Here is a 20,757-nt window from a genome sequence, read left to right as displayed (position 1 = left end):
ACGGGACATGGCGGCATGCTTGCTGTCCACGCAGCCATCGGCCATGAAAGCGTTCGCCACGCATGCGGAGCCTGAAAATCATGAGCGCCATCGACGCCAAGCTTGCCGAACTCGGCATTACCCTGCCCTCGCCGGCAGCGCCCGTGGCGAACTACGTGCCCTATGTCATCACCGGCAATCTGCTGGTGATCTCAGGGCAGCTCTGCTTTGGCCTCGACGGCAAGCTATCGGATGCCCACAAGGGCAAGCTCGGCGCGGAAATCTTCAACGAAGYCGGGCTTGAGGCGGCAAGGCTTTGCGCCATCAACGTGCTGGCGCAGGCGAAGGCCGCGCTCGGTGGCGATCTCGACCGGATTGCGCGCTGCGTCCGGCTCGGCGGCTTCATCAACGCCACGCCGCATTTCGCCGCCTTGCCGGCGATCATGAACGGCGCGTCGGACCTGATGGTCGCGGTGCTCGGCGACAAGGGTCGCCACGCCCGTTCCACCATCGGCGTCGCCGAACTGCCGGCGGACGCCGCCGTCGAAGTCGAGGCGATGTTCGAGATCGCCTGATGCGCATATCCGGCAAGCCCGATCTCGGCTGGCTGGTCGCCCGCCCGATCGCCCATCGCGGCCTGCACGACAAGGCAGCCGGCGTGATCGAGAACAGCCTGACCGCTGCGCAGGCCGCTATCTCGGGCAATTTCGGAATCGAATGCGATGTCCAGCTCAGCGCCGACGGCGAGGCCATGGTGTTTCACGATTTCGTGCTCGACCGCCTGACGCCTGAGACGGGTCGCGTCGCAGACCGGACGGCCGGGGCGCTATCCAAAATCGAGTTGAAAGGCAGTTCCGACCGAATTCCGACGCTCAAGACGTTCCTCGACGCCATCGGCGGGCGCGTGTCTGTCGTCGTCGAAGTGAAAAGCCGATTCGACGGCGATCTCGCGTTGACCAAACGTACGGCCGAGGTGCTGAAAGCCTATCCCGACCAGCCTATCGTCCTGAAATCCTTTGATCCCGGCATCGTGACGGCGCTGCGGACGCTCGCTCCGGGCCTTCCGCGCGGCATCGTCGCGATGAGCGACTATGCCTATGCCGATTACGACCATCTCGACGCGGCAACGAAGCACGCCTTCGCCAACCTGCTGCATTTCGGCGAGAGCCAGCCGGATTTTCTGTCGTGGAAGGTCGCTGACTTGCCGTCGGCCGCGCCCTATCTCTGTCGGGAGGCGCTGGGCCTGCCGGTGATGAGCTGGACGGTTCGCAATGCGCAGGATCGCGAGCGGGCCGCACGACATGCCGACCAGATGGTCTTCGAGGGTTTCACGCCTTGAGCACTGACGGGCGCGACGACCTCAGGGTTCGCGTCGCGACGTCGCTGAAAACCGTGCCTGCCGCGGCATGGAACGCCTGCGCGAATCCGTCCGCCCTGGACGCGGCGCTGGGCGAGGTTATTGCGGATCCATCCGGATCTGCGATCGATCCGGACAATCCCTTCGTCTCGCATGCCTTCCTGCGCGCGCTGGAGGAGAGCGGCTGCGTCGGCGGGCGGACGGGCTGGTCGCCGGCCTATCTTTTGGTCGAGGACGCCGCGGGCGCATTGCTGGCGGCGGCGCCGAGTTTCCTCAAGAGCCACAGCCAGGGCGAGTATGTCTTCGACCATGCTTGGGCGGACGCCTATGGCCGAGCCGGCGGACAGTATTATCCCAAGCTGCAGGTGGCGGCCCCGTTCACGCCGGCGACAGGTCCGCGCCTGCTGGTGGCGGACGGGCCTCGCGCAAGTGAAGGCCGAGCCGGTCTGATTTCCGGTTTGAACGCCCTGCGCAATCAGGCCGATGCATCGTCGGTCCATGTCACCTTCGCTCAGGAGCCTGATGCGAGCGCGCTCGCCGAGGCCGGCTATATCGAGCGTCACGATCTCCAGTTTCACTGGCGCAACGAAGGCTTTGAAAGCTATGAAGATTTCCTAGCGACGCTGGCCTCGCGCAAGCGCAAGGCGCTGAAGCGCGAACGGCGCGAGGCGCTGGCGAACGACATCACCGTCGAAGCGCTGTCGGGGCCACAGCTGACCGAAGCCGTCTGGGACGACTTCCACTCGTTCTACGAGGATACGGGCGCGCGCAAATGGGGCCGGCCCTATCTCAACCGCGCCTTCTTCTCCGCCGTTGGTGCGGCGATGGGCGAGCGCATCGTGCTGGTGATGGCGCGGCGGGCCGGCCGCTACATCGCTGGCGCGATCAATTTTCGCGGCGGCAACACGCTTTATGGCCGCAACTGGGGTTGCATCGAGGAGCATCCCTTCCTGCATTTCGAGCTCTGCTACCATCAGGCGATCGACTATGCGATCGCCCACAAGCTCGTGCGGGTCGAGGCCGGCGCGCAGGGCGAGCACAAGCTGGCCCGGGGCTATCGCCCGGTCGTGACGCGCTCGCTGCATCATCTCGCCGATCCCGGCCTGCGACGCGCGGTCGCCGCCTATCTCGCCAATGAACGCCGACATATCGCGCAGGCGCAGGAGGCGCTTGCGGCGGAAAGCCCGTTCCGCAAGGGTGGCGAAGCCTGAGCAACCGATGGATGCCCGCCATGACGCCTTACGACCCCTCGAACGTCTTCGCCCGCATCATGCGTGGGGAGTTGCCCTCGCAGACGGTCTACGAAGACGCCGAGACGCTGGCGCTGATGGACATCATGCCGCGCGCCGACGGGCATGTGCTGGTGATCCCCAAAGCCGCCTGCCGGAACGTGCTGGATGCGCCAGCCGATGCACTCAAGGCCGTGGCGCTGACCGTCCAGAAGCTTTCGCGTGCGGTGAAGGCCGCCTTCGCCGCCGATGGCGTGACGATCCAGCAGTTCAACGAGGCGGCTGGCGGGCAGGTCGTGTTCCACCTGCATGTCCATGTCATGCCGCGCCATGACGGCGTGAGCTTGCGTCCCCACACTGGCGCTATGGAGAAGCCGGAGGTTCTGGCGTCGAACGCCGAAAAAATCCGGATGGCGCTGAAGACCGCTTATAGCCGCGGGTAGCGGCTTAGTTCAGCAGCCAGATGCCCGCCATCAGCGTCGCCTCGCCGGCAAGGACGGCCGGAACGATACGACTGCGGCTTGTGAGGATTATCGCAACCGTCACGGCGAGCGCACCGACCCGCAGCGCCAGCGGCGCCACCGCCAGAACGCCGGGCGGCGCGATGATCAGCTTCGCCACGACGCCTGCCAGCAAGGCCGTTGCGACCGCCCTTACCCAGTCCAGTAGCGGAGAATCGGGATCGACCCGACGCGCCAGTGCGACGGCAAGCCAGCGCCAGATTTCCGTCGGCAGGAACGCGAACAGAATAAGGGCGAGATAGGGCCAGAGCGGACCGTCGAGCCAGGCGATGGGCTGCGTCATGCCGGTCTCGCCCGCTTCCGGCCGAGCGCGAAGGCGATGCTGCCACCGATCAGGCCGGACACGATCAGGTCGAAACCTCCGCCGACGAAGCGGTCCGCCACCGGCGCGAAGGCCAGGCCAAGCGCTATGGCGATCGCATCGCTGCGGGCGCGGGCGCCGGCCACAAGCGAGGTCAGGAAGAAGATCGGCGTCAAGCAGAGCAGGCCGGCGGCGAGCGGCACCGGCAGGGCGCCCAGCAGATAATAGCCCGCGAAGGTTCCGAGCGCGCTCACCGTCATGCAGGTCTGGCAGAAGGCGATGAAATAGGCGACGCGCTGGGGCGGCGGCACGGCCGGCAGGCGGCGCAGGCCTTCGGCCCAACCGGTCACAGCAACATAATGCGCGAGCACAAGCTGCATCCCGATGCTCTGGCCTGGTTTGCGAAGCAGCGGCAGGATCGCGACCGTCATCGGCAGGAAACGGAGCGAAGCGAAGCCGATCGCGACCGCGATCGCGCTCCAGGCCGCGCCGGCCGCGATCGAGGCGAAGAAGATCACCTGCGACGGCCCCGCCCAGACCAGCATGGTCGACAGCACCGCAACCTCAACGGGATAGCCGACATCGCGCGCCAGCGAGCCGATGCCGACGAGACCGAAGCCGACCATCCAGGCGGGGAAAGACAGCGCGTCGCGCATGCCGGCCAGCGCGACGCGCTGCCAGCCCCAATCGGGCGACACTCTCATGACTGTATCTGCACGCGTGCCGAATCCGTCGCCGATGAAGAAGGCTGGCCTTGTCAGACCGGTATCGTACCGGTTCTATCCTGCCATCGCCGGTAAACCGATATCCGGCGTCGCGCGGGCGGCCCTGCGCCGGTTGCAATGATGCGTCCGGCTTTCGCGCGCGCCGTTCAGCGCCCGCCCTTCATCACGATCCCGATCAGTTCGTTGCCGAAATCGATCAGTTCCTTGGGGACACCGCCCACGGCCTTCACGCCGAGATAGATCAGGTAGAGGAAAGCCGGAACCAGGATCCAGCCCAGCACCTCCTCGAAAGCCTTCCGCCGCCGCCTGCGCCGCTCGCGCTTTTCGAACCAGCCGAGCCGCTGCCTCGTCTCCCGCACCGGCTGCTCCGGTGCGGGTTCGGCCGTCTGAGCCAGCATGCCGGCAGGTTTGCGTTTGAAGAACACGGGCTCAGGCCTTGGTCAGTGGAACCTTCGGCACGGAGCGCACCGGGCGCTGCGCCTTGGGCGAGTCGGTGGGGCCGCCATCGTCGGCCTTGGGCGAGCGGCGAGGCCCGCCGGACACCGGCTTGTCGGCCACCGAGGCTTTGGCGCGCGGCTTGCGGTCACCTTTCTCGCCAGCCGCTGCGACGGCCTTCTCCTTCTTGGGCTTGACCGGCCCTTCGGGAAATTCGAGACCGAGCACCTTGATGCCGGTTTCCGACTGCACCACCACGACCTTGACCGCGCCGCCATTCTTGAGCCGACCGAAGAGCACCTCGTCGGCGAGCGGCGTCTTGATCGTCTGCTGGATCAGGCGGGCCATCGGCCTTGCGCCCATCGCCTCGTCATAGCCGTTCTCGACCAGCCACTCACGCGCTTCGTCGGAGAGTTCGATCGTGACATTGCGGTCGGCGAGTTGCGCCTCAAGCTGGAGCACGAACTTGTCGACGACGCGGGCGACGACCGTCTTGGGCAGATGCCCGAACGACACGACGGAATCGAGCCGGTTGCGGAACTCCGGCGCAAACAGCCTGTTGATCGCGTCGGTATCCTCGCCCTCGCGCTTGGTTCGGGTGAAGCCATAAGCGTTGCGCGCCATGTCCGCGGCGCCGGCATTGGTCGTCATGATCAGGATCGTGTTGCGGAAATCGACCTGCTTGCCGTTGTTGTCGGTGAGTTTACCGTGATCCATGATCTGCAACAGGATGTTGAACAGGTCGGGATGGGCCTTCTCGATCTCGTCGAGCAGCAGCACGGAATGGGGATGCTGGTCGATCTTGTCGGTCAAAAGGCCGCCCTGGTCGAAGCCGACATAGCCTGGAGGCGCGCCGATCAGCCGCGAGACCGTGTGGCGCTCCATGTATTCGGACATGTCGAAGCGGACGAGTTCGACACCCAGCGAGGTTGCGAGCTGGCGGGCGACCTCGGTCTTGCCGACGCCGGTGGGGCCGGCAAAGAGATAGCAGCCGATCGGCTTCTCGCCGTCGCGCAGACCGGCGCGGGCGAGCTTGATCGACGAGGACAGAGCCTCGATCGCCTTCTCCTGGCCATAGACCGTGCGCTTCAGCGTCTGTTCGAGATTGCGCAGCACCTCGGCGTCGTCCTTGGAGACGGTCTTGGCCGGGATGCGCGCCATCGTCGCGATCGCAGCCTCGATCTCCTTCACCCCGATGACCTTCTTGCGCTTGGCCTCGACGACCAGCATCTGCGACGCGCCGGTCTCGTCGATCACGTCGATCGCCTTGTCTGGCAGCTTGCGGTCATGGATGTAGCGCGCCGAGAGTTCGACAGCGGCCTTGATGGCGTCATTGGTATAGCGGAGCTTGTGGAACTCCTCGAAATACGGCTTCAAGCCTTTCAGGATCTCGATCGTATCGGGGATCGAGGGCTCGTTGACGTCGATCTTCTGGAAACGGCGGACGAGCGCGCGGTCCTTTTCGAAATACTGGCGGTATTCCTTGTAGGTGGTCGAGCCGATGCAGCGTAAGCCGCCCGAAGCGAGCGCGGGCTTCAGCAGGTTCGAGGCGTCCATCGCGCCTCCCGAGGTCGCGCCAGCGCCGATCACCGTGTGGATCTCGTCGATGAACATGATCGCCTTGGGGTGGCCCTCGATCTCCTTCATCACCTGCTTGAGGCGTTCCTCGAAATCGCCGCGATAGCGCGTGCCGGCGAGCAGCGTGCCCATGTCCAGCGAAAACACCGTCGCGTCCTCGAGCACTTCGGGCACTTCGCCGCGGATGATCTTGAGCGCCAGGCCCTCCGCGATGGCGGTCTTGCCGACGCCAGGGTCGCCGACCAGCAGCGGATTGTTCTTCTGCCGGCGGCAGAGAATCTGGATCGTGCGCTGGACCTCGGCCTCGCGGCCGATCAGCGGGTCGATGCGGCCGTCGCGCGCCTTACGGTTCAGGTTGACGCAATAGGCGTCGAGCGCGCTTTCCTTCTTCTTCTTGTCCTTGTCGGTGTCGCTGCTCTGATCGGTCGCGCGCGCATCGCGCTGTTGCTCGGGTTCCTCCTCGGAGCCCCGGACAGGCCGCGATTCGCCGGCGCCCGGGCGCTTGGCGATGCCGTGGCTGATGTAGTTGACCGCGTCGTAGCGCGTCATGTCCTGCTCCTGCAGGAAATAGGCGGCGTGGCTCTCGCGCTCGGCGAACATCGCGACGAGCACGTTTGCGCCGGTGACCTCTTCGCGACCCGAGGACTGGACATGGATCACGGCACGCTGGATCACGCGCTGGAAGCCCGCCGTCGGCTTGGAATCGTCGCGCCCGTCGGTGACCAGATTGGTCAGTTCGGCGTCGATATAGTCGACGAGGTTGCGCCGGAGCGTATCGAGATCGACGCTGCAGGCGCGCATGACCGCTGCGGCGTCCTGATCGTCGACCAGGGCCAGCAGCAGATGCTCCAGCGTGGCGTATTCGTGGTGGCGTTCATTGGCGAGGGCGAGAGCCCGGTGAAGCGCCTGTTCGAGACTGCGCGAGAAACTCGGCACGGATAGCGCTCCTATTCCGTTTTCAGAAGGGTGGTCGAGGCCGGACCATCGAATCTCAAGACTACTTCTTCTCCATCACGCATTGCAGCGGATGCATGTGCTTGCGCGCAAGGTCCATCACGAGCGTCACCTTCGTTTCGGCGACCTCATAGGTAAAGATGCCACACTCGCCGACGCCGTTCTGGTGCACATGCATCATGATCTGCGTCGCCGCGGCGCGATCCTTCTGGAAGAAGCGTTCGAGGACGTGAACGACGAATTCCATYGGSGTGTAGTCGTCGTTCAGCAGCAGCACGCGGTAGAGATTGGGCTTGCGTGTCCGCGTGCGGGTGAGCACCGCGGTGCCGGCGTCGCGCCCGCCATCGGCGGGAGAGCCGGGGCGCTTTGGTCGGTCGGCCATACCGGGCGGCAGGCGTGACGGGTCTTCGGCACGCGTTGCCGCGCCCGACCTTGCCACATCGCCCATCGCTGCTGAACGTCTCAATCCGTGATCCTGCATTTGCATCGAGATAATGCTTCGCGTTGGAATTTACAGACCTCCGTGCTGCTTCGCCAGTGTGTTTGGCGCGATCGCGCCGAGCTTGTCGGTGCAGCCTCCTGCTTGACCCGGGCGGTCTGAGCGACATAAGCCCGGCGGCCCTTCGCCAGCCGGGACCAATCTCATGACCGCAAACGCCATCGTGACCATCGGCGCCGACCTCGCCAAGCCGGTCCGCTTCGGCAACAGCCTGCCGCTGGCGCTGATCGCGGGCCCCTGCCAGATGGAGAGCCGCGACCACGCGCTCGAAATGGCATTTGCCCTCAAGGAAATATCGACCTCGCTCGGCATCGGCATCGTCTTCAAGACCTCCTTCGACAAGGCCAACCGCACCAGCGCGCGAGGCCAGCGCGGCATGGGACTCGAAGCCGCCCTGCCCGTCTTCGCCGAAATCCGCGAGCGGACCGGGCTGCCCGTGCTGACCGACGTGCATGAAGCGAGCCAGTGCGCGGCCGTAGCCGAGGTCATCGACGTGCTGCAAATTCCGGCGTTCCTGTGCCGCCAGACCGACCTGCTGGTCGCGGCCGCCAAGACCGGCCGGGTCGTCAACGTCAAGAAGGGTCAGTTCCTCGCACCCTGGGATATGGTCAATGTCGCAGCCAAGATCACCGAGAGCGGCAACGCGAATGTGATGCTGACCGAGCGCGGGGCCTCCTTCGGCTACAATACGCTGGTCTCGGACATGCGCAGCCTGCCTATCATGGCGCAGATCGGCGCGCCGGTGATCTTCGACGCGACGCATTCCGTGCAGCAGCCGGGCGGCAAGGGGTCCTCCTCCGGCGGACAGCGCGAATTCGTGCCCGTGCTGGCGCGCGCTGCAGTGGCGGTCGGCGTCGCCGGCGTCTTCATCGAGACCCATCCCGACCCCGACAAGGCGCCCTCCGACGGCCCCAACATGGTGCCGCTGGCCGACTTCCCTGCGCTGATCGCAGGGCTGCAAGGCTTCGATCGCCTTGCCAAGGCGCATCCCTTGCCTACGCTGGCTTATGTCTGAAAGCCAAAAAGCCGCACAGCCCGACGCCGCGCCCTCGCCTGCCGCCCTTCGCCGCCTCATTCTCGTTCTCGGAGCCTGCGGTTTCGCGTCGACCTTCACGATGCGGATCGTCGACCCGCTGATCCCGACGCTGGCGAACGAGTTTTCACGCACGATTCCGCAGGTCGTCGTGATGGTGACGGCCTTCGCGCTGTCCTATGCGCTGGGCCAGCCCTTTCTTGGTCCCATTGCGGATTCGATTGGCAAGGTCCGCACCATCCTGATCTGCCTGATCGTGCTGGCCACCCTTTCAACTGTCGCTGCCTTTTCCTGGTCGTTCGAGGTCATGGCGTTTGTGCGCGCGACCACGGGTATCGCGTCTGGCGGCGTGATCCCGATCGCGATGGCAGCAATCGGCGACCGGGCGCCGATGAAGGAACGGCAGATCGCGCTCGGACAGTTTCTCGTCCTGATGATCGTCGGGCAGATGGCGGGCTCGGCTTGCTCAGGGCTGATCGCGACACATGCCGGCTGGCGCGCGCCTTTCCTTGCGGCTGCGCTCATCGCCAGTCTTGCGGCGGCGCTGGTCGCCATCGTGCTGAAGCCGCGGCGCAACGTCACGCGCCGGCCGCTCAGCCTGTCGGGCGCGCTCGCCAATTACGGGATCGTCTTCGCCAATCCCAAGACCAAGCTGCTTTACAGCATCGTCATCATCGAAGGCGTCCTCCTGTTCGGCATCCCGGCTTATGTTGCGGCGATCCTGTTCGAGCGTTCGGGCGTCGGTCCTGCGCAAGCGGGCCTCGCCATCGCCGGCATGGGCTTCGGTTGCCTCGTCTACGGGCTATCGACACGCATCCTGGTCGAGCGCGTCGGGCCTTCGATGATGACCCGCGCCGGCGGCGCGATCTGCGCGGGAGCGCTTGCCCTGTTTGCCTTCGACTGGCCGTGGTGGACCGCGATCATCCTGTTCAGCGTGCAGGGCTTCGGCTTCTTCCTGCTGCACGGGACGTTCCAGGCGCAGGCGACGGAGCTTGCTCCATCGGTGCGCGGCTCGGCTGTCGCGCTGTTCGCGTGCTGCTTCTTTCTCGGCCAGGCGACGGGACCTGTCGTGATGGGTATCGCGATGCATCTGCTGGGCACCGCGCCGGCGATCATCATCTTTGCGATCGCGATCGCGGTGCTGGGTCAGATTACGCCGCGCATTTTGCCGCTGGCCGGAAGCCGGACCTGAACCCGGCCGAGCGTCGGCTCAGCGGCCGCGATACGGCGCGACGCCCTGATCGGGAATCCAGACCCCCTTGGGCGGCTCGCCGCTCTGCCAGAATACGTCGATCGGGATGCCACCGCGCGGATACCAGTAGCCGCCGATGCGGAACCAGACCGGCTCAAGCAGGTCGACCAGCGTCTTGCCGATGCCGACGGTGCAGTCCTCGTGAAATGCGCCGTGATTGCGGAAGGCTCCGAGATAGAGCTTCAGCGATTTCGATTCGACCAGCCAGTCGCCGGGCAGATAGTCGATCACAAGAATGCCGAAATCGGGCTGCCCCGTGACCGGGCATATCGAGGTGAACTCGGGGCAGGTGAAGCGGGCGAGATAACCCGTGCCGGGATGGGGATTGGGCACGCGGTCGAGCCTGGCCTCGGCGGGCGAGGCCGGCATGGCGGTTGCGTGGCCGAGCTGAAGGGTCGAGGCGTCGAGGGTCATGGCGCTGCTCCTTGAAGGCGGCCTTTTATGGCGTTGCAGCAAGGAACGCCACCCGCCCCTTCCGTTGCGCGCCTGCGTTGGCTAGAAGCGCGCCATCATTCCCGTTTCGTCCGCTCAGGAGCTTTCCATGACCGCGATCATCGACATCATCGGCCGCCAGATCCTCGACAGCCGCGGCAACCCGACCGTCGAGGTCGATGTCGTGCTCGAAGACGGCTCGATGGGCCGCGCCGCTGTACCATCAGGCGCTTCAACCGGCGCGCATGAGGCTGTCGAACTGCGTGACGGCGACAAGAGCCGCTATCTCGGCAAGGGCGTTCTCAAGGCCGTTGAGGCCGTGAATGTCGATATCGCCGAGGCGATCGTCGCGATGGATGCGGAGGACCAGGCTGCGATCGACCAGACGATGATCGATCTCGACGGCACCCCCAACAAGAGCAAGCTCGGCGCCAACGCGATTCTGGGCGTTTCGCTCGCCGTCGCCAAGGCCGCGGCCGAAGCATCGGGCTTGCCGCTTTACCGCTATGTCGGCGGCACCTCGGCGCGCGTCCTGCCCGTACCGATGATGAACATCGTCAATGGCGGCGCCCATGCGGACAACCCGATCGACTTCCAGGAATTCATGGTGATGCCGATCGGCGCACCCTCCTTCGCCGAGGGACTGCGCATGGGTTCGGAAATCTTCCACACGCTGAAGAAGGCGCTGCACGACGCCGGCCACAACACCAATGTCGGCGACGAGGGCGGGTTCGCGCCGAACCTGAAATCGGCGGAAGCAGCGCTCGATTTCGTCATGCAGGCGGTCGAAAAGGCCGGCTACAAGCCCGGCGAGGACATCGCGCTGGCGCTCGACTGCGCCGCCACCGAGTTCTTCAAGGATGGCGCTTACGTCTATGAAGGCGAGCGCAAGACGCGCGATCCCAAGGCGCAGGCGAAGTATCTTGCCAAGCTCGTCGCCAATTACCCGATCGTCTCGATCGAGGACGGCATGTCGGAGGACGACTGGGAGGGCTGGAAGGTGCTGACCGACCTCGTCGGCAGCAAGTGCCAACTCGTCGGCGACGATCTCTTCGTGACCAACGTCACCCGCCTGTCGCGCGGCATCAAGGAGAAGACGGCGAACTCGATCCTGGTGAAGGTCAACCAGATCGGCACGCTGACCGAGACCCTGGCCGCCGTCGAGATGGCGCAGCGCGCCGGCTACACCGCCGTGATGTCGCACCGCTCGGGCGAGACCGAGGACGCGACGATCGCCGATCTCGCGGTCGCGACCAATTGCGGGCAGATCAAGACCGGCTCGCTCGCCCGCTCCGACCGGACGGCGAAATACAACCAGCTCCTGCGCATCGAGGAAGAGCTCGGCGCGCAGGCGGTCTATGCCGGCCGCGCCGCGCTCAAGGCGCTGGCCTGAGCACGAGCCTCAAAGGCGCGGCAGCAGGCTCGAGGCGCGCGACAGCGTCCAGATCCCTGCCGCGCCGACCGTGCCCACTGCGCTCGTCATCACATCGCCGACGCGCCCGATAGGCCCTGGCCCAGATTCTTCGAGGGCGGCAGTCTGCAACGCCGGCGCAGCCGGCGCCGGACGAGCGCTTGCCGACACTATCAGCTGAACCGGCGCCGATTTCGGCCGCTCCGCGACCGGCGCGGCCTTTCGGACAGGGACCGGCTGCGGCGCAGTGACGTGCAGTTCCGCTATCCGTGCGCGAACGGGCGCCGGCGCGGCTTTTTCCGCGACGAGGCGTTCATCGAAACTGCTCTCGGGCCAATTCACGCTCATCGGCATCGCGATCATGGCCGGAGTAAGCAACCCTTGGCCGGGTGCGCGCTCTGACGACGTGACGAGGGCCACGGCATCGTGATGGCGGTCCCTGATCTTGCCGTCCGCCGCGATCGGCGAGATCCAACCCGACTGCTCGCTTTGCACAAGCATGGTCTTCGCCGCGCCGTCCGGAGTCGACAGCATCGCCGGAGCCGCCAGCAGCACGGCCGCGACGGCCGAGGCCGCAGCCGAAATCACGACCTGACTACCAAATTGGCTGCAGAGGCGGGCGGAGGCACGGACTAAGGACGGTTGCTGCATCGAGAGGCTTCCTGTTGACGGTCTCACAGGGCGCTCACCCTCCGGCGCGAGAAAGGCCGAAGCAGGGAGCAATTGAGACCGAATGTATCGTCGTGTTTCTGCTGCACTGCGAAAAGGGCGCGCAGGCGCCATGCGCGCAGGTGCATAACGGCGGCTCCGGGTTTGGCGCTAAGCCGGAGCATGGACCAGTTGGCGCCCATTCCCGAGAACGTCGCTGCGGCCAGGGCGCTGCTGCGCTGGCGTCTGGCGTTCGGCGGCATGGCGGTGGCCATGCTGATCTTCGGCCTGAATTTCGTGGTGAGCCGGCACGCCGTGCTCAACGGCCTGACCTCGCATGACCTTCTGGCGCTGCGTTTCGGCACCGCCGGGCTGATCCTGCTGCCGGCGTTTCTCTCGAAACCACTCTCGTCCTGCGGCGGCGTCGGCTGGGGCCGTGGCCTCGCGTTGGCGGTGATGAGCGGCTTCCCGATGAGCTACCTTCTGCTGACGGGCCTGACCTATGCGCCAGCCGCCCATGGCGCGACGATCGGCCCTGGGCTGGTCACCGTTATCGGCATTGTCGGCGGCGTCATCCTGTTCGGCGCGAAACTGACGCGCCAGTTGCTGCTAGGCGTCTGCGCAGTGCTTGCCGGCCTGATCTCGCTCGGCATCGCCGGCAGCACGCACACCAATCCGACGATCCTGCTCGGCGATCTCTGCTTTATCGGCGTCGGGCTGATCTGGGGCTGCTATCCCCTGCTGATCCAGCACTGGCGGGTCGATGCGCTGAAGGCGACGGCGGTCGTCTCCGTGCTTTCGCTGGTCTACCTGCCGTTCTACGCGCTGTTCTATTTTCGCGGCTTCGACGTCGCGCCGTGGTGGGTCATCGTGCTGCACGGGATCAACCAGGGCATCTTCAATGTTATCCTCGGCCTGTGGATCTGGAGCTGGGCCGCTCGCGTACTGGGACCGGCCGTCGTCGGCCGGTTTCCGCCCACAATCCCCGTCATCGGAACCCTGCTCGGCATTCCGATTCTCGGCGAAATTCCCAGCGGCCTGCAGATCGCCGGGATCTCGCTGATCATCGGCGGACTGTTCATCGCCTCATGGCGGCGCTCGGCGCGCGCCGCGCTTGAGCCCCATCAAGGCGAGATTCCAGCCGATGGCGAGCGCGAGAGCCAGCGACAGGCCTGAGCCGAGCGCGACCGCCGTCAGATGGACGAAGCCGAGCGCGACGCCAAAGCCCATCAACCCAAGCGCGCTGTTGGCGATCACGGCCGCCATCGCCGGCCCGCCGATGCGTGGATGCAGGATCGCGATCATGCTCGACAGCACGATCGGCAGCGCGGCCAGAGCGCCCGACCAGGCAGGCCCGACATGATTGCTGATGGTCGTGACTGTTCCAGCCAGCAGGGCGACGCCGCCCGCTCGCAGGGGAATCGCATACCAGGGCGGGCGCGGCGGCGTCCTGGGACGTGCAGCGAGATATGGCTGGAACAGCGCATGCAGCGCGCCGAAGACGAGCAGCGTCGCTACCAGCATCACGGCGAAGGGCGGCTCGGCGACGCGCAGGCCGAACACGACAGCAACCCATGCCGCCAATGCCGCGCCGAGGCTCAAGACCATGCCATGGCGCTGCGCCAGCAGGACGTAGGCCAGCGAAAGTCCGGAATTGGCCAGGTTCGAGCCCATGCTGCCGAGCGTCCCGGCTGCGATGAAGCTCGCATCATGATCCATTGCAAGGAAGACAAGGACCGGTCCAGCCGAGATCGGCAGCGTCGCGATCATCGCCGCGACCAGCGGTCCGGCGCGCTCCGCCAGCAGCGAGCAGCCGACGACCACACCGGCCGCGACCGCCATCTTGAAGAGCAGAAACCCCAGCCAAGGATCGATCACGCGGCTTCGCCAGCCGGTTCGCCCCTCGCCCAGCCTTCCTTGGTCTCGGCGACGAAGTCGGTCAGGCATCCGGCTGCGATCGCGGCGCGCAAACCTGCCATCAGTTCCTGATAGTAGGCGAGGTTGACCCAGGTCAGCAGCATCTTGCCGAGCATCTCCTCGGCCTTGACGAGATGGTGGAGATAGGCGCGAGCGTAGCCGTTGGCAGCCGGGCAGGACGAGCGCTCGTCGATCGGGCGCGGATCGTCGGCATGTTTTGCGTTCTTCAGGTTCATGCGGCCGAAGCGGGTGAAGATCTGGCCATGGCGGCCGGCCCGTGTCGGCATCACGCAGTCGAACATGTCGATGCCGCGGCAGACGGCCTCGACGAGATCGTCGGGCGTGCCGACGCCCATCAGATAGCGCGGCTTTTCCTGCGGCAGATGCGGCTCGACCGTCTCGATCATCGCCAGCATGACGTCCTGCGGCTCGCCAACGGCGAGGCCGCCGATCGCATAACCCTTCAAATCCATCGCGACGAGCTCGCGCGCGCTTTCGGTCCTGAGCGCCGGGACCACCCCGCCCTGCACGATGCCGAAGAGCGCCCGGCCCGCTGGATTGCCAAAGGCCGTCTTGCAGCGCTCGGCCCAGCGCAAGGACAACCGCATCGCCTTTTCGGCGACCGCGTCCTCGCAAGGCAGCGAGACGCATTCGTCGAGTTGCATGACGATGTCGGAGCCGAGCAGGTTCTGGATCTCGACCGAGCGTTCAGGGCTGAGCATGTGCCGCGAGCCGTCGATATGGGACTGGAAGGTGACGCCCTCCTCGGTCAGCTTGCGCAGGTTCGCCAGCGACATCACCTGGAACCCGCCGGAATCGGTCAGGATCGGGTGCGGCCAGTTCATGAATTTGTGCAGGCCGCCGAGCTTGGCCACCCGCTCCGCGCCGGGCCGCAGCATCAGGTGATAGGTGTTGCCGAGCACGACATCGGCGCCGAGCGCCCGGACCTGCTCGGGATACATGCCCTTGACGGTCGCGGCCGTGCCGACCGGCATGAAGGCCGGCGTCCGGATCACGCCGCGCGGCATCCGGATCTCGCCGGTGCGGGCGGCGCCGTCCTGTCCGAGACGGTGGAAGCTGAAATCGGTCTGCAAGCTAGGAGTTGTCATGGCGCGGGCTTAGCGCGGACGGACCTTCGGCAAAAGGCCACGACCACGCGAGACCGCCATGCAGGCGAAGCTCAGCCGAGCGCGGCGGCATAGGTCTCCGGTTTGAAGCCGACGATGGTGCGTCCGCCGAGGTCGAGAACCGGTCGCTTGATCATCGAGGGCTGCGCCAGCATCAGCGCGATCGCCTTGTCGGCGTCGAGGCCGGTCTTTTCACCGTCCGGCAGCGCGCGAAAGGTGGTGCCAGCGCGGTTAAGCACCGTTTCCCAGCCATGCTCGCCTACCCACCGCGCCAGCGAGGCCGCGTCGATGCCACCAGCCTTGTAGTCGTGGAAGCTGTGGGCGACGCCTTTCCCCTCCAGCCAGTTGCGGGCCTTCTTCATCGTGTCGCAGTTCTTGATGCCATAGATCGTAATCGCCATTGCCGTCCCCGTTGCCTCAACGCCGCGCCAGCTTGTCATAGCGCTTGATCAGCCGGTCGCGCTTCAGGCGCGATAGGCGCTCGATCCAGAAGATGCCGTCGAGCTGGTCGATCTCGTGCTGCAGACAGACCGCGAGCAGGCCATCGGCATCCTCGATATGCTCAACGTTGTCCATGCCCCGATACTGCACCCGCACCTGGGCGGAACGTTCGACCTCGTCCGTGACGCCCGGCATCGACACGCTGCCTTCGGGGTGACGGGCCGTCTCCTCCGAGGCCTGGATGATGCGCGGGTTGACATAGGTTCGGACGACGTCCTCTCCCGGCAGCTCGATCACGACGACACGCAGCGCGATGCCGAGATGCGGAGCCGTGATGCCGATGCCCGGCGCCGCCCGCATCGTCTCGACGAGATCTGCCGCAAGCGCGTGAAGGGCGTCGTCGAAACGCGTGACGGGCTCGGCCACGCGCCGCAGCCGGGCATCAGGAAATCTCAGGATCGGTTGCACCGTCATCTCAACACAACCGAAAGGGAGTTTCGACCATACTTTGCGCCATCGTTAAGGCGGCTTTTTTCAAATTGATTCGAGCTGGCCGCCCGCCACCGCCGTCATCACCTCTGCATGAAATCGTAGGACAGACGCAAGATGACCGGTAACGCCCTGAGCATCTCCGAATGCTCCACCGAGATCGCGCTGGAGCACGGCGAGAGGTTGCCGGTGACCTATCGCGTCTGGCGCAATCACCCGCGCCCCGGCGTGAACTTCCCCGACACCGCGCCGATGACCACCGATCCCGAGATCGCGCATGTCCTGGTCGATGAACTGGCGCGCCGGTTGCCGGCGGATATCGAGGTTCTGGCCGGCATCGACATGGGCGGGTTCGGCTTTACCGCAGCCATCGCCTATCGCCAGCGCCTCGGCTTCCTCGATATCCGCAAGGTCGGCTCCATCAGGACGAATGTCATCGGCAACCTGATGGCGAATTACGAACTCGGCAATGGCGTGGTGGTCTCGAAAGGCAGTCAGCTGGCCGGAAGGCGCTTTGCCGTGATCGACGATTGCCTGATGAGCGGCTCGACCGCTCTCGCGACAGTCGAATTGCTGCGACGTCTCGGCGCGCAGTGCAGTACGGCGCTTTTCGTCTTCGCACTGGAAGGAATGGGCGGGCGCGAAAGGCTGGAACGCCAGGGCGTCAGCGTCCAAATCCTCAAGGAGCTTCCGGCTACCGACCAAGCCCCTGTGTCCAAAAGCTAGGCGCCACCCGCCGCCTTCCGCCGCGGGTCATTCCCACTCGATCGTGCCGGGCGGCTTGCTGGTCACGTCGTAGACGACGCGGTTGATGCCCTTGACCTCGTTGATGATGCGGGTCGCGGTGCGGCCGAGGAAGGCAATGTCGTAGGGATAGAAATCGGCCGTCATGCCGTCGACCGAGGTGACGGCGCGCAGCGCGCAGACATGGTCGTAAGTGCGGTAGTCGCCCATCACGCCCACCGTCTTGACCGGCAGCAGCACCGCGAAAGCCTGCCAGATCACGTCGTAGAGACCGGCCCTGCGGATCTCGTCGAGATAGATCGCATCGGCCTTGCGCAGAATGTCGAGCTTTTCCCGGGTGATTTCGCCGGGGCAACGGATCGCGAGGCCCGGGCCGGGGAAAGGATGGCGACCGACGAACGCTTCCGGCAGGCCAAGCTCGCGGCCGAGGACGCGGACCTCGTCCTTGAAGAGTTCGCGCAGCGGCTCGACGAGCTTCATCTTCATGCGCTCGGGCAGGCCGCCGACATTGTGGTGCGACTTGATCGTCACCGAGGGGCCGCCGCTGAAGGAGACGCTCTCGATCACGTCGGGGTAGAGCGTGCCCTGCGCCAGGAAATCCGCGCCGCCGAGCTTGCGCGCCTCCTCGTCGAAGACCTCGATGAAGAGCCGGCCGATGGTCTTGCGCTTGGCTTCCGGGTCGGCGCCGCATTTGGCGAGCTCGGAGAGGAAAAGTTCTTCGGCTTCAACGTGAACCAGCGGAATGTTGTAGCTGTCGCGGAACAGGGTCACGACCTGTTCGGCCTCGGCCTCGCGCATCAGGCCATGGTCGACGAAGACGCAGGTGAGCTGGTCGCCGATCGCCTCATGGATCAGCACGGCGGCGACGGCGGAATCGACGCCGCCGGACAGCCCGCAGATGACGCGGCCCTTGCCGACCTGCGCCTGGATCTTGGCGATCGTCTCGGCGCGATAGGCCGACATGCTCCAGTCGGGCACGCAGCCGCAGATGGTGACGACGAAGTTGCGCAGCAGTTTCGCGCCATCGGGCGTGTGCACGACCTCAGGGTGGAACATGGTCGAGTAGAAGCGCCGGGCTTCGTCGCTCGCCACCGCATAGGGCGCGTTCTCGGAGGTCGCCTTGACCGAGAAGCCGGCCGGCAGCTGCGTGACGCGGTCGCCATGGCTCATCCAGACGGGGTAGCGGCCGCCCTCCTCCCAGATGCCCTCGAACAGCGCCGACGGCGTAACGATCGAGACGTCGGCACGGCCGAATTCGGCGGCATGGCCGCTCTCGACCCTGCCGCCGAGCTGCTGGGCCATGGTCTGCTGGCCGTAGCAGATGCCGAGCAATGGCAGGCCCGACGAGAACACTGCTTCTGGCGCCCGTGGCGAGCCTTCGTCGGGCACCGAGGCCGGGCCGCCGGAGAAGATCACGCCCTTGGGCGTCAGGCGCTGGAACGCCTCCGAGGCCAACTGGAACGGCGCGATCTCGCAATAGACGCCGATCTCGCGCACACGCCGCGCGATGAGCTGCGTCACCTGGCTACCGAAATCGATGATGAGGATGGAGTCGTGCGGCTGTGTCATGCCGAGCGGCGTAACGATATGCGCGCTGTCGTTCAACTTCGATTTCGATTTTGGCGCTTTCAGAGCACATGCAACGCATCTGTGAGCAGAACGATCCGCTCACCTGCCAATGAGCCTTTCAAGCGATTTGCCAGGCGTTGATCGTCCGTAACCAGCCGGATGTCGCGGTCCAACGCCAGCGCAACATACAATGCATCATAGATTCCGATTGCATTTTTAAGCGCAAGGTCCACTGCGCGCTCAAGTAAGGTCTCGACCGGGACAGTAAGGAAGGAGCCGGGCAACCAGATGAGCGCCTGCCGCAATTGCTGTTCATCGGCTTCGCGTAGCCGAATCTTTCGGCAGAGGACTTCCACCACCTCGGCCAGCGCGTGCGCCGGCGTATAGAAAACGAAGCGCTCGTCGTCGAATATCTGCTGAGCGATGTCCGACCGTGGTTCTTCGACAAGGAGTTTCACAATGATGTTGGCGTCCAGCACCAACAATTCATTCATCGCGCAATTGCCGGATGATGTCCGTACTGTCCGTTTGCGGTACAGGAGGCGTCAGCGCACGTATCCTGCGGAACGCCTCGGAAGCAGCCTCTTGTGACGGCATCGCACGGACGATGATGTCTCTGACCATCTCGGCGACCGACTGTGATCGCGCCGCTGCGCGATCCTTTAGGCGCGCCAATATCTCATCGTCCACATCGTCGATCACAAGCTTTGCCATTGCAATAGCTTCCTGTTTCACTTGGAGCCATCGTACCGCAATACGGCCAGATAGAAACCATCCGTGCCGGTCCGCCGCGGCGAAAACTGCATGCCGAACTCTGTGGCAAAGCGCGCCAGCAACCCGAAATCACCCTGGCCGGATGAGAGCAGCTCGGCCAACGGCATAATAGCGAAGCCAGCGTGACGCTGGAGGAACGCAGCCACCGCCCCGTCATTTTCTTCGGGTAGCACAGAGCAGGTGATGTAGGCGATGCGACCGCCGGGCTTAACCAGTCGCGCGGCGCGGGCCAGCACCTCGGCCTGATCCTTGATGCGTGCGGCCAGCGCGCCTGGCCGCACGCGCCATTTGGCGTCGGGATTGCGCCGCCAGGTGCCCGAGCCGGTGCAGGGCGCGTCGACGAGGACGAGATCGGCCTGACCGGCAAGATCGGCCAGAGGCTCATGACCGCGCGAGCGCGGGATGCGGATCTCGACATGGGTCGCGCCCGAACGCGCCAGGCGATCATGCAGCGGCGCGAGGCGACGGCTGTCGAGGTCGGTCGCGAAGATGCGCCCCTCATTGTTCGTCAGCGCCGCCAGTGCGAGCGTCTTGCCGCCTGCGCCGGCGCAGAGATCGATCACGATCTGGCCGGGTTTTGCGCCCGAAAGCAGCGTGACGAGTTGCGAGCCCTCGTCTTGGATCTCGAAGGCGCCGGCGAAGAACGGCGCTTCGGTCTGCAACGACGGCCCGCGCCCGTCATGGCCGGGCTGGAAACGCAGCGCGTCTGGCGACCACGCCCCGCTCTCCGGCGCGAGATGGGCGAGATCGTGCAGCAGCGCCTCGCGGCTCGAGCGCAGGCGGTTGGCGCGGATATCGACAGGCGCCCGGCCGGCCAGCGCCTGTCCCTCGCCGATCGCATCCGCGCCGAATGTCGTCGAAAACGCCGACCAGAGCCATTCGGGAACATCGGCGCGCACCCAGTCGGGCGCGCCGTCGAGCGAAAAGGCCGCCAGCCTGGCCTGTTCCTCGGCATCAAGCGGCGGCGGCGCATGGTTTTCGCCAGAGCAGAGGCTCGCTATCTCGTCGGCGCTCATGCCGCGCACCCGGCCGAGCATGCCCAGCACCAGCGCACGCGGCGTCTCCGACGCCATCGCGTAAGTGGAGGAAGCCTTGCGGCGCAGCGCGTCATAGACCAGCGAGGCGATCGCGGCGCGATCCTTGGAGCCGGCGAAACGCCGCGACAGCCCCCAGTCCTTGAGGGCATCGGCAGCCGGCCGGCGGCGCTGGATGATGTCGTCGAGCACCTCGACGGCGGCGCTGATGCGGGCGGCAGGTGTCATTGGATTGAGGCAGTATTGAGGTTGGGCACGGGGACGCGATCTCGCATTGGACCAGTTCGATCATGACGGAGGGTCATGGC

At 65.6% G+C, this 20,757-nt stretch carries 24 protein-coding genes; 9 read left to right on the top strand and 15 right to left on the bottom strand.

Features of this window, described 5'->3' with window-relative positions:
• Positions 1–80: 80 nt before the first annotated feature.
• From AC1DZY_RS20350 to AC1DZY_RS20335, 4 genes are read left to right on the top strand one after another with little or no spacing between them, the layout of a single operon-like run.
• Positions 81–554 (top strand): RidA family protein, encoded by a 474-nt coding sequence (locus tag AC1DZY_RS20350; RefSeq protein ID WP_476821973.1) that lies wholly within the window; start codon positions 81–83, stop codon positions 552–554.
• A complete protein-coding gene (locus tag AC1DZY_RS20345; RefSeq protein WP_476821972.1) occupies positions 554–1,318 on the top strand; it encodes a glycerophosphodiester phosphodiesterase family protein in 765 nt (254 codons plus the stop codon). Before AC1DZY_RS20350 ends, AC1DZY_RS20345 begins: the two co-directional genes overlap by 1 nt.
• Complete coding sequence (locus tag AC1DZY_RS20340; protein WP_476821971.1) at positions 1,315–2,547, top strand: GNAT family N-acetyltransferase; 1,233 nt, start codon at positions 1,315–1,317, stop codon at positions 2,545–2,547. The genes AC1DZY_RS20345 and AC1DZY_RS20340 overlap by 4 nt, the downstream gene beginning before the upstream one ends.
• A 20-nt stretch (positions 2,548–2,567) precedes the next feature.
• Entirely contained in the window at positions 2,568–3,008 is a 441-nt protein-coding gene (locus AC1DZY_RS20335; protein WP_476821970.1) for an HIT family protein, read from the top strand.
• Positions 3,009–3,012: 4 nt separating this feature from the next.
• On the opposite strand, the gene AC1DZY_RS20330 is transcribed toward AC1DZY_RS20335, so the two are convergent.
• From AC1DZY_RS20330 to clpS, 5 genes are all read right to left on the bottom strand, one after another.
• Positions 3,013–3,369, bottom strand: coding sequence for an AzlD domain-containing protein (locus AC1DZY_RS20330; RefSeq protein ID WP_476821969.1), 357 nt, complete (start codon positions 3,367–3,369; stop codon positions 3,013–3,015).
• On the bottom strand, positions 3,366–4,091 hold the full coding sequence (locus AC1DZY_RS20325; RefSeq protein ID WP_476821968.1) for an AzlC family ABC transporter permease: 726 nt from the start codon (positions 4,089–4,091) through the stop codon (positions 3,366–3,368). Before AC1DZY_RS20325 ends, AC1DZY_RS20330 begins: the two co-directional genes overlap by 4 nt.
• 167 nt (positions 4,092–4,258) lie before the next feature.
• Positions 4,259–4,537 (bottom strand): hypothetical protein, encoded by a 279-nt coding sequence (locus AC1DZY_RS20320; protein ID WP_476821967.1) that lies wholly within the window; start codon positions 4,535–4,537, stop codon positions 4,259–4,261.
• Positions 4,538–4,541: 4 nt separating this feature from the next.
• Positions 4,542–7,061 carry an ATP-dependent Clp protease ATP-binding subunit ClpA gene (gene clpA / locus AC1DZY_RS20315; RefSeq protein WP_476821966.1) on the bottom strand — a complete coding sequence of 840 codons (2,520 nt, stop codon included), beginning with the start codon at positions 7,059–7,061 and terminating at the stop codon, positions 4,542–4,544.
• Positions 7,062–7,122: 61 nt separating this feature from the next.
• On the bottom strand, positions 7,123–7,461 hold the full coding sequence (clpS, locus tag AC1DZY_RS20310) for an ATP-dependent Clp protease adapter ClpS (RefSeq protein WP_476822055.1): 339 nt from the start codon (positions 7,459–7,461) through the stop codon (positions 7,123–7,125).
• 262 nt (positions 7,462–7,723) lie between these two features.
• Between clpS and kdsA the strand changes: the two genes are divergently transcribed.
• Positions 7,724–8,593, top strand: coding sequence for a 3-deoxy-8-phosphooctulonate synthase (gene kdsA, locus AC1DZY_RS20305; protein WP_476821965.1), 870 nt, complete (start codon positions 7,724–7,726; stop codon positions 8,591–8,593).
• Entirely contained in the window at positions 8,586–9,803 is a 1,218-nt protein-coding gene (locus tag AC1DZY_RS20300; protein WP_476821964.1) for an MFS transporter, read from the top strand. The genes kdsA and AC1DZY_RS20300 overlap by 8 nt, the downstream gene beginning before the upstream one ends.
• A gap of 18 nt (positions 9,804–9,821) precedes the next feature.
• On the opposite strand, the gene queF is transcribed toward AC1DZY_RS20300, so the two are convergent.
• The gene (gene queF / locus AC1DZY_RS20295; protein ID WP_476821963.1) at positions 9,822–10,277 is read right to left on the bottom strand and encodes a preQ(1) synthase; all 456 of its coding nucleotides are present in this window, start codon (positions 10,275–10,277) and stop codon (positions 9,822–9,824) included.
• A gap of 127 nt (positions 10,278–10,404) precedes the next feature.
• On the opposite strand from queF, the gene eno reads away from it, so the two are divergent.
• A complete protein-coding gene (gene eno / locus AC1DZY_RS20290; protein ID WP_476821962.1) occupies positions 10,405–11,688 on the top strand; it encodes a phosphopyruvate hydratase in 1,284 nt (427 codons plus the stop codon).
• Between the two features lie 9 nt (positions 11,689–11,697).
• On the opposite strand, the gene AC1DZY_RS20285 is transcribed toward eno, so the two are convergent.
• Entirely contained in the window at positions 11,698–12,357 is a 660-nt protein-coding gene (locus AC1DZY_RS20285) for a hypothetical protein (RefSeq protein WP_476821961.1), read from the bottom strand.
• A gap of 189 nt (positions 12,358–12,546) precedes the next feature.
• Here AC1DZY_RS20285 and AC1DZY_RS20280 point away from each other — a divergent pair, with 189 nt between their 5' ends.
• Positions 12,547–13,530: a DMT family transporter gene (locus tag AC1DZY_RS20280; protein WP_476821960.1), complete on the top strand. Its 984-nt coding sequence runs from the start codon at positions 12,547–12,549 to the stop codon at positions 13,528–13,530.
• Here the strand turns inward: AC1DZY_RS20280 and AC1DZY_RS20275 are convergent.
• From AC1DZY_RS20275 to AC1DZY_RS20260, 4 genes are all read right to left on the bottom strand, one after another.
• Positions 13,441–14,232 carry a hypothetical protein gene (locus AC1DZY_RS20275; protein WP_476821959.1) on the bottom strand — a complete coding sequence of 264 codons (792 nt, stop codon included), beginning with the start codon at positions 14,230–14,232 and terminating at the stop codon, positions 13,441–13,443. The genes AC1DZY_RS20280 and AC1DZY_RS20275 overlap by 90 nt on opposite strands.
• On the bottom strand, positions 14,229–15,380 hold the full coding sequence (gene tgt / locus AC1DZY_RS20270; RefSeq protein ID WP_476821958.1) for a tRNA guanosine(34) transglycosylase Tgt: 1,152 nt from the start codon (positions 15,378–15,380) through the stop codon (positions 14,229–14,231). Before tgt ends, AC1DZY_RS20275 begins: the two co-directional genes overlap by 4 nt.
• Positions 15,381–15,451: 71 nt before the next feature.
• On the bottom strand, positions 15,452–15,799 hold the full coding sequence (locus AC1DZY_RS20265) for an ArsC family reductase (RefSeq protein ID WP_476821957.1): 348 nt from the start codon (positions 15,797–15,799) through the stop codon (positions 15,452–15,454).
• A 16-nt stretch (positions 15,800–15,815) separates the two neighbouring features.
• Entirely contained in the window at positions 15,816–16,313 is a 498-nt protein-coding gene (locus AC1DZY_RS20260) for a peptide deformylase (RefSeq protein WP_476821956.1), read from the bottom strand.
• A 132-nt stretch (positions 16,314–16,445) separates the two neighbouring features.
• On the opposite strand from AC1DZY_RS20260, the gene AC1DZY_RS20255 reads away from it, so the two are divergent.
• Entirely contained in the window at positions 16,446–17,054 is a 609-nt protein-coding gene (locus AC1DZY_RS20255; protein WP_476821955.1) for a phosphoribosyltransferase family protein, read from the top strand.
• A gap of 27 nt (positions 17,055–17,081) precedes the next feature.
• On the opposite strand, the gene guaA is transcribed toward AC1DZY_RS20255, so the two are convergent.
• Genes guaA through AC1DZY_RS20235 form a run of 4 tightly spaced genes read right to left on the bottom strand, consistent with a single transcriptional unit; the run spans position 17,082 to position 20,677 of the window.
• On the bottom strand, positions 17,082–18,641 hold the full coding sequence (gene guaA / locus AC1DZY_RS20250) for a glutamine-hydrolyzing GMP synthase (protein WP_476822054.1): 1,560 nt from the start codon (positions 18,639–18,641) through the stop codon (positions 17,082–17,084).
• A 59-nt stretch (positions 18,642–18,700) separates the two neighbouring features.
• Positions 18,701–19,135, bottom strand: a complete 435-nt coding sequence (locus tag AC1DZY_RS20245) for a type II toxin-antitoxin system VapC family toxin (RefSeq protein ID WP_476821954.1) — start codon at positions 19,133–19,135, stop codon at positions 18,701–18,703.
• Positions 19,128–19,355 carry a FitA-like ribbon-helix-helix domain-containing protein gene (locus AC1DZY_RS20240; RefSeq protein WP_476821953.1) on the bottom strand — a complete coding sequence of 76 codons (228 nt, stop codon included), beginning with the start codon at positions 19,353–19,355 and terminating at the stop codon, positions 19,128–19,130. The genes AC1DZY_RS20245 and AC1DZY_RS20240 overlap by 8 nt, the downstream gene beginning before the upstream one ends.
• A gap of 17 nt (positions 19,356–19,372) precedes the next feature.
• A complete protein-coding gene (locus AC1DZY_RS20235) occupies positions 19,373–20,677 on the bottom strand; it encodes an RsmB/NOP family class I SAM-dependent RNA methyltransferase (protein WP_476821952.1) in 1,305 nt (434 codons plus the stop codon).
• Between the last annotated feature and the right edge of the window lie 80 nt (positions 20,678–20,757).

It is taken from the genome of Allobosea sp. P2_A10 (assembly GCF_056405115.1).
Note: the sequence above shows the minus strand (reverse complement) of the source record. Positions and strands in the feature narration are given on the sequence as shown.

Excerpts from the sequence above, each read along its gene's own strand:
- AC1DZY_RS20245 (WP_476821954.1), bottom strand. The coding sequence starts at position 19,135 with ATGAATGAATTGTTGGTGCTGGACGCCAACATCATTGTGAAACTCCTT.
- tgt (WP_476821958.1), bottom strand. The coding sequence starts at position 15,380 with ATGACAACTCCTAGCTTGCAGACCGATTTCAGCTTCCACCGTCTCGGA.
- AC1DZY_RS20335 (WP_476821970.1), top strand. The coding sequence starts at position 2,568 with ATGACGCCTTACGACCCCTCGAACGTCTTCGCCCGCATCATGCGTGGG.
- AC1DZY_RS20330 (WP_476821969.1), bottom strand. The coding sequence starts at position 3,369 with ATGACGCAGCCCATCGCCTGGCTCGACGGTCCGCTCTGGCCCTATCTC.
- AC1DZY_RS20325 (WP_476821968.1), bottom strand. The coding sequence starts at position 4,091 with ATGAGAGTGTCGCCCGATTGGGGCTGGCAGCGCGTCGCGCTGGCCGGC.
- kdsA (WP_476821965.1), top strand. The coding sequence starts at position 7,724 with ATGACCGCAAACGCCATCGTGACCATCGGCGCCGACCTCGCCAAGCCG.
- AC1DZY_RS20255 (WP_476821955.1), top strand. The coding sequence starts at position 16,446 with ATGACCGGTAACGCCCTGAGCATCTCCGAATGCTCCACCGAGATCGCG.
- guaA (WP_476822054.1), bottom strand. The coding sequence starts at position 18,641 with ATGACACAGCCGCACGACTCCATCCTCATCATCGATTTCGGTAGCCAG.
- AC1DZY_RS20240 (WP_476821953.1), bottom strand. The coding sequence starts at position 19,355 with ATGGCAAAGCTTGTGATCGACGATGTGGACGATGAGATATTGGCGCGC.
- AC1DZY_RS20265 (WP_476821957.1), bottom strand. The coding sequence starts at position 15,799 with ATGGCGATTACGATCTATGGCATCAAGAACTGCGACACGATGAAGAAG.
- AC1DZY_RS20260 (WP_476821956.1), bottom strand. The coding sequence starts at position 16,313 with ATGACGGTGCAACCGATCCTGAGATTTCCTGATGCCCGGCTGCGGCGC.
- queF (WP_476821963.1), bottom strand. The coding sequence starts at position 10,277 with ATGACCCTCGACGCCTCGACCCTTCAGCTCGGCCACGCAACCGCCATG.
- AC1DZY_RS20285 (WP_476821961.1), bottom strand. The coding sequence starts at position 12,357 with ATGCAGCAACCGTCCTTAGTCCGTGCCTCCGCCCGCCTCTGCAGCCAA.
- AC1DZY_RS20345 (WP_476821972.1), top strand. The coding sequence starts at position 554 with ATGCGCATATCCGGCAAGCCCGATCTCGGCTGGCTGGTCGCCCGCCCG.
- AC1DZY_RS20235 (WP_476821952.1), bottom strand. The coding sequence starts at position 20,677 with ATGACACCTGCCGCCCGCATCAGCGCCGCCGTCGAGGTGCTCGACGAC.
- eno (WP_476821962.1), top strand. The coding sequence starts at position 10,405 with ATGACCGCGATCATCGACATCATCGGCCGCCAGATCCTCGACAGCCGC.
- AC1DZY_RS20300 (WP_476821964.1), top strand. The coding sequence starts at position 8,586 with ATGTCTGAAAGCCAAAAAGCCGCACAGCCCGACGCCGCGCCCTCGCCT.